Here is a 10,919-nt window from a genome sequence, read left to right as displayed (position 1 = left end):
TTAGGCCGCTCACCAGCCAGGGCATTCACCCATGCCTGCAATCATCATCTTGTGTCGAAGTCGGTCGAGTGGAGCAGACGGGGCGTCTGCCAGGGTGATCGAGCGAGCGACCGCATGACGACGTCCGGGCGGACCTGGTTTCGGAGCGGATTCGCCCCCCACGACGAGGCGTTTCACGTTTGAAACGTGGAGGGGGGATCCGGTACAGTAGCGGGGCATAACGATCAAGCAACTATGCCATCGAGCATATCTCTTCCGATCGGGCCGCGGCCGAGGATCTAGCGGACGACCATGGTGCAGAACGGCATCGAGAACGGCGAGGACACCATGGACTGGGGGGGCGACCCGGCGGAAGCCCCCGTGCGCGACCTGACCGGCGTGACCCTCGGCGACTTCCAGATCCAGCGACTCCTGGGAAAAGGGGGCATGGGGCAGGTCTACCTCGCGAATCAGGTGAGCCTGAACCGCCCGGTGGCCCTCAAGGTCCTGCATCGGCGTTTCCTCTCCAACCCCGCCTATCTCCGACGCTTCGAGGCCGAGGCGACGGCCGTCGCCAAGCTCAATCACCCCAACATCGTGCACGTCTACACGCTCGACTCGGTAGACCGGGTGCGTTACATCGCGATGGAGTTCGTCGAGGGGACGAACCTCAGGGACTACATCGCCAGGAAGGGTGCGCTCGACCTGGCGCAGGCGATCTCGATCATGCGCCAGTCCGGCCTCGCGATCGGGGCGGCGGGCGAAGTGGGCCTGATCCATCGCGACGTCAAGCCGGAGAACATCCTGCTGACGAAGAAGGGCCGGGTGAAGGTGGCGGACTTCGGGCTCTGTCGCGACCTGGAGGCGGACAGCATGCACGTCACGCAGCCGGGCACCACGATGGGGACGCCGCTCTACATGAGCCCGGAACAGGCCCAGGGGAAGCGCCTGGATCACCGGAGCGACCTCTACTCGCTCGGGGTGACCTTCTACCACATGCTCACGGGCGAGCCTCCGTTCCGGGCCGACTCGGCGGTGGCGCTGGCGATGAAGCATGTCAGCGAGGCCCCGGTTGGAATGCGACTGCGAAGGCCGGAGATCCTGGAGGATCTGGAACGGCTGGTGCTCAAGCTGATGGCGAAGTCGCCCGACGATCGCTACCAGTCCGCGGCCGAGATGCTGGCCGACCTGTCCAGGATTCGTTCCCGGATGTCGATGCCCGGGATCGCCACGGGTGCCGAGCTGAGCATCACGGTGCCCCCGAGCCCGGAGGATCCGAAGCGGCCCGGCTCCGGCCCGAAATTGATCGCCGCGGCGGGGAGGGTGTCGTCGCGCGGCCAGGGTCTGGGAGACCGGCTCGCAAGGCCCTGGATCCTCGCGGGCCTGGCCGTCGGCTCGCTCCTGGCGGGAGGGCTCGGCGGGTGGACGACGCGGCCGCGGACCCCGATCTCGGGTGCCGGGGCCGCCGCATCCATCCCGGCGCTCGGCCTCGAGCCGGGCTGGAAGGCGATCCCCAAGCAGGCCGGCGCCGAAGCTCAGTTCCGGTATGCCCTCCTCCGGGCGCCGTCCCGGGAGCTGCCGGCCGCCTGGGCCGCGGTGGCCGGCCATCACGTCAGGTCCTCGGAATGGGTCTCCTCCGCCTACCTGCACCTGGCCCGGCGGTACTTCCGAGAGGCGGACCTACGCCGCCTGACCGCCCTCCGGGACGAGCTGGCCGCGTGGCCCGCGGCGAAGACCCAGGATCGCGAGCTCGTCGAGCTGCTCGACCCCGCCATCAAGCTGCTGGGCAGGGATCTCGACGGCGTGATCGCGGGGATGACGGGCCTGACGTTCGCGGTGGACAAGCCCAGGGCCGCGAGCCGCGACGCCCTGCGGCTCTTCGACCCCGGGCTGCTCGAATTCGGCGCCGAGATCGCGTCCCAGGCGGTCAAGATGACGGGGCAGGCGGGGGTCTCCGCGGCGGAAATCAAGCGGAACCAGTTGGTGGGCATCCAGGGTCGCCTCGTCGCCTCGTTGAGGCGGGTACGCATCGCGGAATGGAACGGTCGGACTGGTCCCGTCTGAGGGACAACGGGCAGGTTCCGGAGTGACGATCATGGCACTACTGAAGCGCGCTAACGGCGAGGCAACCGGCCAGATCATCGACCTGAAGCAGGAACGGACCGTCATCGGCCGGTCGCCCGAGCACTGCCAGATCATCCTGGACCCCAACGGGGTCAGTCGCCGCCACGCCGAGATCTATCGCTCGGGCGCGGACTACTTCATCGCCGACCTGAACTCGCGCAACCAGACCAGGGTGAACAACGTCAAGCTGCTCCCGGGCAACGACCACAAGCTCGTGCCCGGCGATCGGATCAACATCTGCGACGTCGAGTTCCTCTTCTATCCCAAGCTGCCGGTGGAGTCCGCCAGCAAGGACGCCGACGTCGTGATCGTCGCCGAGGGCGACGCGGCGGACGTCCCCCACCTGCACACCCTCGACGCCTCGCGGTCGAGCAGCATGGCGGCGATGATCAAGCCCGAGCTGAAACTCAAGGCCATCATCGAGATCAGCCGCAACCTCTCCACCGAGCTCCGGATCGACAAGGTCGCCCCGCGGATCCTCGATTCGCTGATGGAGTCCTTCCCCCAGGCCGAGCGGCTCTTCCTGATCCTCGTCGACCCCGACACCAAGCGGCTGGTCCGCAAGGCCTTCCGCTGCCGCCCCGGCCGCCGCTCCAACTTCGCCTCCTCGGTCCCGGCGGATGAGGCCCAGGTGAGCATCAGCCGGTCGATCGTCAATCAGGTCCTCGTGCAGAAGAAGGGCGTCCTCAGCCAGGACGCCAGCATGGACAAGAACCTCCCCACCAGCGCCTCGATCGCCGACCTCAAGATCCGCTCGGTGATGTGCGTCCCGCTCCTCACCCCGGACGGCCAGGCCCTGGGCATCCTCCAGCTCGACACGAGCGACCGGAAGCAGTTCGGCAACGACGACCTGGAAGTCCTGACCGCGGTGGCCTCCCAGGCGGCGATCGCGATCCAGAATGCCTCGCTCCACGAAAAGTCGCTGGAGCGGGAGCGGCTCGATCGCGACCTGAAGATCGCCGAGCAGGTCCAGAAGCGGTTCCTGCCCCAGTCGGTGCCCGAGATCCCCGGATACGAGTTCTTCGCCCACTACGAGCCGACCTACGAGGTCGGCGGCGACTACTATGACTTCGTCCCGCTCCCCGGCAACCGCTTCGCGGTGGCCGTCGGCGACGTCTCCGGCAAGGGGGTCGCCGCCGCGCTCATGATGGCCAAGTTCTCCGGCGACACGCGCTATTGCATCCTGACCAAGGACTCGCCCGGCGAGGCCGCCCAGGAGCTCAACCACCTCCTCTTCGCGGCCGGGATCGACGAGAAGTTCATCACCCTCAGCCTCAGCGTGCTGGACGTCGAAAGGCGGACGCTCTCGCTCAGCTCGGCGGGACACCCGGCCATCCTCATCCGCCGCGCCTCCGGCCGGGTGGAGGAGGTCGGGGAGGACATCACGGGCTTCCCGCTCGGCATCATCCCCGGGACCGAGTACCAGCACACCGAGGTCACCCTCGAGCCCGGCGACGTGGCCGTGGTCTACTCCGACGGCGTGACCGACGGCCGCAACACGCGCGAGGAGATCTACCACACCAAGGAGAATACTCGCCTCATCAAGCGGCTCCGAGAGACGACCGGCGGCCCCGATGTGGTGGGCCGCGCGATCCTCCAGGACATCCGCGAATACACCGCCGGCCACGCCCAGGTCGACGACATCACCCTGGTCTGTTTCGGGCCGTCGCCCCGCCCCGCCGAGGGCTAGCCGACTCCGTCCCCGCTCCTCCGCGGGGGCGCCGGCCGCTCCGCCCAAGACCGATGGATCCGCGCGTATGTCCCTCAAGGTCAGCAACCTCCGCCTCGATCTCGACGACCCCGAGCAGGACCTCCCTCGCCGCCTCGCAGGCCGCCTCGGACTCGATCCGAGCGACCTCCTGCGCTGGAGGATCCTCCGCAAGAGCCTTGACGCACGCCGGCACGACGACCTGCACTTCATGTACGCGATGGAGGTCGACGTCTCCCCGGAGGTTGCCCGACGGCTTTCCGCCGGCTCCGACCCGGACGTGCAGCCCTTCGTGCCCGAACGATTCGACTGGCCGGCACCCGGCGATCGTCCCCTGGAGCATCGGCCCGTGATCATCGGCGCCGGGCCCGCGGGGCTGCTGGCGGGGTATCTCCTGGCGGAGCACGGCTATCGCCCGCTCATCCTCGAACGCGGCCGCGCCGTCAAGGATCGCGTCGCGGACGTCCGCCGGTTCGACTCCGGGGGGCCCTTCGACCCGGAGAGCAATTACCTGTTCGGGGAGGGGGGCGCGGGGACCTTCAGCGACGGCAAGCTGACCAGCCGTTCGACCGGGCCGGATGTCAACCGGATCCTCGAGATCCTCGCCGATTGCCACGGCAAGCCGTCGATCGTCTACGAGCATCGCCCCCACCTGGGCTCCAATCGACTCCCCCTGGTCGTCCGCACGCTCCGACGCAAGCTCGAAGACCTGGGCGGCGAGGTCCGGTTCTCCTGCCGGGCCGAGGACCTCGATCTGGCCGACGGCCGGATCAGGGGCGTCTGCACGAGCTCGGGTTACATCCCGGCCGACGTCGTCGTCCTGGCCGTCGGCCACAGCGCGCGCGATACCTATGGCATGCTGCTGAGGCGCGGGATCCCCCTGGTCGCCAAGCCCTTCCAGTTCGGAGTCCGGATCGAACAGCCCCAGTCCCAGATCGACGAGGCCCGATACGGCGGCCTGTCCGGACATCCCTCCCTCGGCGCCGCCGACTACGGCCTGTCGGTCCGCGCCGGCGAGTGCGACCTCTTCACGTTCTGCATGTGCGCCGGCGGGTATGTCATGCCGAGCGTCAGCGAGCCCGGCTACTTCTGCACCAACGGGATGAGCGAGAGCCGTCACGATTCCCCGTTCGCCAACAGCGGCCTCGTCGTGACCATCGATCCCGCGGAGACCGGCAGCGACCATCCGCTGGCCGGCGTCCACTTCCAGCAGCGATTCGAGCGGATGGCCTATCTGGCCGCGGGGCGATCCTACGGGGCCCCGATCCAGTGGGTCCGCGACTTCTTCCGGGCGCGTGCCAGCCACGGCAAGATCCCCTCCAGCTACAGCCGAGTCCAGACCGTCCCGACCGACCTGAACTCCATCCTGCCCGCCAGGATTTGCGAGGCCCTGGTCCGGGGCCTGCCGGTCATGGACCGACGCTTCCACGGGCTCTTCCTCAAGCACGCGACCCTCGCCGGGCCCGAGGCCCGCGGCAGCTCACCGGTCCGGATCCCCAGGGATCCCGCCACGAGGCAGAGCCCGACCGTCGCCGGCCTCTATCCATGCGGCGAGGGGGCGGGCTTTGCCGGCGGCATCATCAGCGCCGCCGTCGATGGGCTCCGCACCGCTCGGGCCATCACCTCGATCCACGCCCGCCCTGGAACTTGAGGATCCGAGCTCATTGAGTTCAATCCCATCACATCATTCTTGATCGAACCCACCCACGGATGGGATCTCGATTTTTCTTAAACATGAACGTTCAACATCTTGTAACTCCACGCGCCACTTTTCTGCAATCACGGGCCCCAGATGCTGCTTTTGGCAAACATCAGAGTCTTTAAGTTGGACGACACCTCGCGACGTACTTAACATTGCGATCCTCCAGGGCGAAACCGGTCCTCGCGGGCGCAATGTCATGATCATCGAGTGTCCGAAGTGCCAGTTCTCCGGTCGAATTCCCAGCTACGCACTGGAGACTCCTTACAACGCGAGATGTCCACGCTGCCGCTTCCGCTTCGAGCTTCAGACGCTCCTGTCGAGCACGCCGGCCGAGGCGTTGGACGATCCCGGGATCGACGGACTGGAGTCGGTGGACGGCGATCCTCGCGCCGGCGACCCGAGCTCCTCGGCCTACGAGCTGAAGGCGATCAACGAGGATTTCGCCGGCGAGGAATCCGAGGCCGCGGACGAGGACGAGTGGCGAGACGAGATCAGGGCGACCGGGGCGGTGAACGGGCCTGTCGCGGCGGCCAGGCGGGCCGAGTCCGAAGGGGGCGACGCCGCGGTCGGATCCTCGGGGTTCCTCGGCGCGAGCTGGAGCGCCACCGATCCCTGGTACGGCCGGGTGCTGCAAGCGTGGGCGGTGGCCTTCCTGATCTGGGCCGCCCTGATCCTGGGCCGCAGCCTTCAATGGATGTTCACGGCCGACGCCGAGTCGGCCGGTCCGGGGCACCTGGTGGCGACCGTCGTCTCGGTGGTCCTGCTGGTTCCCGGATCGGCTGCCCTGTTCCTGCTCGTGGACCTGAGCCGGTATCTTCGGAACCATACGCCGGCCACCGCGAACCTGCGCGTCGCTCGACGCTCACCCGCTCCGGGGCTGTCCGCGCCCGGTCCGCGGGGCGCCTGGTCCCAGCTTTTCGGTTTCGCCTCGGCGCAAGGCTCGCGTCCTTGATCCGATCCCCTTTCCGGGTCTCCTCGCCGATCGTGATCGTATTCGGCGGCAGCGAGCCGAGGCGGGCGGCTCAGCAGGTAAGGCTCGCGGGAACACGAACGGCCCGCTGAGATTTGAAAATACGCCCGACAGGATTTGAACCTGTAACCTTCGGCTCCGGAGGCCGACGCTCTATCCAGTTGAGCCACGGGCGCTTCAGTAGCTCGATTCCACCCTCGGCGACGCCGATTGTCAAGAGCCCGGATTCCGATATCGAGGCGGATCATCCCACCGAGGCGAGGCGAGGGGGCCTGACACCACGTCCGACTGAGGGCCCGCCGGAGGGCGTTCCGGGTCGGCTGGGGCGGGCACTTCCAGGCGCCATCGCCGGCGATCGTCGAGGACCATGAAGCCCTACGATCGCATCCCGGCGAGCGTGGCCTCGACCTCCTTCGCGACGTCGAATCCGGAGGCGGGATCGGCGTGGAATTCGACGCCGATCTGGCCGATCGACTTGAGGGTCTCGTCCCTGCACCTCCACGGACTCGAGCGAGTCGGCTCACCGCGTCGTTGAAGGCGACGTTGAACGCGACCGAGCCGTCATGATCCGTCACCGCGTAGTTCCGCACCGGGAAGCGGCCGTCCGCGGCGAACTCGGCTGCGAGCTAATGTGGGCCCCGCCGGATTCAGGGCCGGAAGGCACTCAGCGCGGAGTCGCGATCGTCATAGATCATGAACAGGGATTCGAGATGGCTGATCCGGAACGTGTCCTTGAGGATGGGACCGAGCCCGGTGATCTTGAGCTGCCCCTTGAGTTTCTGGACGTCCTTGGCCAGCCTCGCGAGCTGGGCAAGCATGGTGCTGGAGACGTACTGGACGTTCTTGAAATCGAGGAGCAGCCTGTGCTTCGCGTGATCCGTCAGGATGCTCACCAGCTCGTCACCGACCTCCTGGACGAGCCCGCTCTCGAACATCAGGCTCGAGTCGACGAAGTCGACCACGGCGACACCGTTGACGTCCTCCAGCTTCATGTGCTTGAGCGTGGGGGCTGACATGAACGACGTTCCTCCAGCTTGAGCCTTCGGGTGGGGCCGCTACCAGCATACCCCATCCCCGCGTTGAACGGAGACTCGAATTCGAACAAGAGCGCGGGGAACGCCGCCAGGGCCCGCGGCCCGATCATCGTGGTGATTCCATGAGCCAGGGCTCGTCGATGATCGCGTGATTGACGACCATTCGTCGGTCCGACGTGTAAACCACATGGACCCGCCCGTCGGCGGATTGGAAGGCGATCGGATAGCCGTAGTCGCCGTCGCCCGTGCAGAGATCACGTCGGATCGGCCAGGACCGATCCTCGTCCGACGAGACGGCCAGCGAGAGGGGGGTACGGCGGTTCATGCTGTGGTTGTAGACGAGCAGGAGCTTGCCGCTCCGAAGCCGCAGCAGGTCGACCGCGGCGTTGGGATTCGGGAAGGCCGAATCGACGCCCTCGGTCCATGTCAGGCCGCCATCGCGCGACTCCGACCGGACGATGTAGCCGATCGTGTCCGGCTTGTAATCGCCGCCGCGGCGGCAATAGGCGACCAGCCGGCCGTCGGCGAGCTCGACGGGAGCCGGCTGGATGTTCCCCTTCGGCGACCGGATGGCACCGGTCTTCTTCCAGGTCTTCTCCCGCGCTGCATACCGGAGGAAGAACGAATAGCTATCGGGTCCGGTCGCCTCGGTATCGTAACCCCCTTCGTGATAGAGCGGCAGGAGGTAATCGCCGTCGCGGAGCACGATCGGACGGTTCCGGACGAGCGTCCCCTCATCCTGCACGAGCACCGACGCGTCCGACCAGCTCTTCGCCCCGTCGCGGCTGACCTTGACCTGGACCCGTGACGTCGACCAGGTCTCGCCGTAGCGGACGACGTAGAAGAGCCAGACGACGCCGTCCGGGGCCTCCCAGACGACGCCGTTGCCGACCGAGCGGAACGGGTCGTGCGCGATCCGCTCCGGCGGAGACCACTCTCGAGTCCCCTTCACCCGCCGCGAGCCGAAGACCCCCGTGTCCACGGCGTACTCTCCGTCGCCGCCGTAGTAGACCAGGTACAGGTCGCCGTTGCTCAGCTCGGTCATGCACGCGGGGTGCTTGTAGGGGCCGGTCTTCACCTCGGGCCCGAAGATCCTCTCGAAACGAGGCTCCTCGGCCCGGACGCCGAAGGGCCCGAAAATCAGGGCCGCCGCCATCGCGATCGGCATCGAGGTCGCGCGGGTCTTCATCGACATTCCTCCGTTCCGGACGGTACGCCGCTCGCCGCGGCGGCGGGCTCTCACGTGGACCGCCATTCTGCGATAGCGGGCCACGCCCGGCAAGGGCGTGCGAGCATCGCCCGGGCGTGGCGACGGATCTCATCCGGCATCCCCGGGCGACGGTCCCGTCGGCGCGACCGAGACGCCCGGCAGGTCGATCGTGATCGCGAGGCCGGGGTGGGCGTTGGCGGCGCCGATGTTCCCCCGATGCAGCCCCACGGCCCTGCGGGCGATCGTCAGGCCCAGCCCGACGCCGCCGCTCTCCCGATTGCGATCGTCTTCGACCCGGAAGAACGGCCTGAAGAGGTCGTCGAGATGTTCGGGCGCCACGCCAGTCCCCCGGTCTCGGACCACGATCCGCGCCGAGCCGTCCCGGCGGGTGACGTGAACATCGACGGGCTCGCCTGCGGGGGAATGGCGGATCGCGTTGCGGAGCGCGTTCTCGACGGCACGGCGGATCAGCTCCGGATCCCCGGGCACGACGAGGCCCGGATCGGCGTCGACGACGATCGAGCCGCCCCGCCGCTCGGCCTCGAGCGAACAGTCTTCCGCGAGCCCGCGGATCAGCGGCTCGAGCGCGACGGGCTCGCGGATCCGGGCGTCGGGATCACCCTCGGTCCTCGTGAGGTCGAGCAGCTCGTCGACGAGCTCGGCGAGCCGCGCCGCCTCCTTCCCGGCCCTGGCCAGCGCCCCATCGCGGTCGGTCGCGGTGCGGGCCAGCTCCAGGGCGAAGACCAGGCGGGTCAGCGGGGACCGGAGCTCGTGCGAGACGTCCTGGAGGAGCCGGCGTTCCGCCGTCAGCAGGGTCTCGATCCGCTCCGCCATGTGGTCGAAGGCCCGGCCGAGCTCGCCGATCTCGTCGCGTCGATCGGAGACGAACCGGACGCCCAGCTCGCCTCGACCGAATCGCTCCACCGCCGCCTTCAGCGCACGCAACGGCCTCGCGAGGTTCACGGCCAGCAGATAGCCGAGCGCGACGATGACCAGGAGAATCCAGAGGAAGTAGGGCAGGAACTCGAGCGGCCCGAACGGGGGAGGGAGCTCGATCAGGAGGCGATGCGCCCCGTCGTCGCTCGTGCGGACGATCAGGAGCGGGCCGGGATGCCGAACCCGGGGCCAGGGATGAGGCCCTGCACGTCCGAGGGAGGCCGATCGATCCGTCCCGTCCACGAGGTCGATTCCGCGTCGATCCAGCAGGAAATGCCTGGCGTGGTATTCGTGGTCCTGTCGCCTCAGGTAGTCTCCGAGCGCGGAGGGGCCTCCTTCCTGGTAGACCGCCAGGGCCCTCCGGAGCTGGGCCTGCTGCGTCTGGGCGATGAATTCCATCCGGTCGGGCAGTCGCGCAGAGACGAAGGCCGAAGTCACCAGCAACCCGGTCAGCGAGACGACGATCGTCGCCGCCACCCAGATCAGGATCTTGGAGAAGATCGACCTCATCGCTCGACGGCCCCGGCCGGCTCGGCGCAGAACTGGTAGCCGACGCCGCGTACCGTACGAATCAGGTCCTCGTGCCCCCCCAGCTTCTTCCGGAGATGGCTGACGTGGACATCCAGCACCCGATCGAAGGGCGATACCTGGCGCTGATAGAGCACGGCGGTCAGCTCGCGCCGCGAGACCGTCCGGCCGGCCGAGCGGACGAGAATCTCGAGGAGGTCGAACTCCGTCGTCGTCGTCTCCAGCAGGATTCCATCGACGGTCACCTCGCGCTTGCCCGGATAGAGCCGGACGCCCATGACCTCGATCATCTCGGGCGGGGCCGCGACCTTGCCGGAACGCCGCAGCACGGCCCGGATCCGCGCGACGAGCTCCTCCGGGCCGAAGGGCTTGGGCAGGTAGTCGTCGGCCCCGCCGTCGAGGCCGGCCACCCGGTCCTCCGGGGCGGTCCGGGCGGTGAGCATGATGACTGGCACGGGGCTGCGACGGCGGAGCTGACGGAGCAGCTCGAAGCCATCGAGGCCGGGGAGCATGACGTCCAGCAGGATCAGGTCATGCTCCGCGGCGAGGGCGCGGGCCAGGCCGCGACGACCGTCCTCCGCGATCTCGACCGACAAGCCTCGACCGGTCAGGTACTCGTGCATCAGCTCGCAGAGATCGGCGTCGTCGTCAACGAGGAGAATCCTCGTCGCCGAGGCGTCCGCCAACCCTGCCTGCTCCCCCGCGACCGCCATGGTTGTCACCTCGCC

At 68.1% G+C, this 10,919-nt stretch carries 8 protein-coding genes and 1 tRNA gene; 4 read left to right on the top strand and 5 right to left on the bottom strand.

The window, feature by feature from the left end:
- Positions 1-291 precede the first annotated feature (291 nt).
- The 4 genes from G6O54_RS30730 to G6O54_RS30715 all read left to right on the top strand — a co-directional run bounded on the left by G6O54_RS30730 (position 292) and on the right by G6O54_RS30715 (position 6,465).
- Positions 292-2,043, top strand: a complete 1,752-nt coding sequence (locus tag G6O54_RS30730; RefSeq protein ID WP_165232453.1) for a protein kinase domain-containing protein — start codon at positions 292-294, stop codon at positions 2,041-2,043.
- A gap of 31 nt (positions 2,044-2,074) precedes the next feature.
- Positions 2,075-3,793, top strand: coding sequence for a SpoIIE family protein phosphatase (locus G6O54_RS30725; protein WP_165232451.1), 1,719 nt, complete (start codon positions 2,075-2,077; stop codon positions 3,791-3,793).
- A gap of 67 nt (positions 3,794-3,860) precedes the next feature.
- Positions 3,861-5,462, top strand: coding sequence for an NAD(P)/FAD-dependent oxidoreductase (locus tag G6O54_RS30720; protein WP_165232448.1), 1,602 nt, complete (start codon positions 3,861-3,863; stop codon positions 5,460-5,462).
- 247 nt (positions 5,463-5,709) lie between these two features.
- Positions 5,710-6,465 carry a zinc ribbon domain-containing protein gene (locus G6O54_RS30715; protein ID WP_165232445.1) on the top strand — a complete coding sequence of 252 codons (756 nt, stop codon included), beginning with the start codon at positions 5,710-5,712 and terminating at the stop codon, positions 6,463-6,465.
- Between the two features lie 120 nt (positions 6,466-6,585).
- Here the strand turns inward: G6O54_RS30715 and G6O54_RS30710 are convergent.
- From G6O54_RS30710 to G6O54_RS30690, 5 genes are all read right to left on the bottom strand, one after another.
- A tRNA-Arg gene (locus tag G6O54_RS30710) sits at positions 6,586-6,659 on the bottom strand.
- Between the two features lie 471 nt (positions 6,660-7,130).
- Positions 7,131-7,499 carry an STAS domain-containing protein gene (locus G6O54_RS30705; protein ID WP_165232442.1) on the bottom strand — a complete coding sequence of 123 codons (369 nt, stop codon included), beginning with the start codon at positions 7,497-7,499 and terminating at the stop codon, positions 7,131-7,133.
- A gap of 124 nt (positions 7,500-7,623) precedes the next feature.
- A complete protein-coding gene (locus G6O54_RS30700) occupies positions 7,624-8,706 on the bottom strand; it encodes a sialidase family protein (RefSeq protein ID WP_205679092.1) in 1,083 nt (360 codons plus the stop codon).
- 129 nt (positions 8,707-8,835) lie between these two features.
- On the bottom strand, positions 8,836-10,173 hold the full coding sequence (locus G6O54_RS30695) for a sensor histidine kinase (RefSeq protein WP_165232440.1): 1,338 nt from the start codon (positions 10,171-10,173) through the stop codon (positions 8,836-8,838).
- Positions 10,170-10,904 carry a response regulator transcription factor gene (locus G6O54_RS30690; protein WP_165232438.1) on the bottom strand — a complete coding sequence of 245 codons (735 nt, stop codon included), beginning with the start codon at positions 10,902-10,904 and terminating at the stop codon, positions 10,170-10,172. The genes G6O54_RS30695 and G6O54_RS30690 overlap by 4 nt, the downstream gene beginning before the upstream one ends.
- Positions 10,905-10,919: the final 15 nt, after the last annotated feature.

This window comes from Aquisphaera insulae, assembly GCF_011064615.1.
In the GTDB taxonomy this organism is placed as follows: Bacteria; Planctomycetota; Planctomycetia; order Isosphaerales; family Isosphaeraceae; genus Aquisphaera; species Aquisphaera insulae.
The sequence above is the reverse complement of the archived record's forward strand: the minus strand, read 5'-3'. Positions and strand labels throughout refer to the sequence as shown.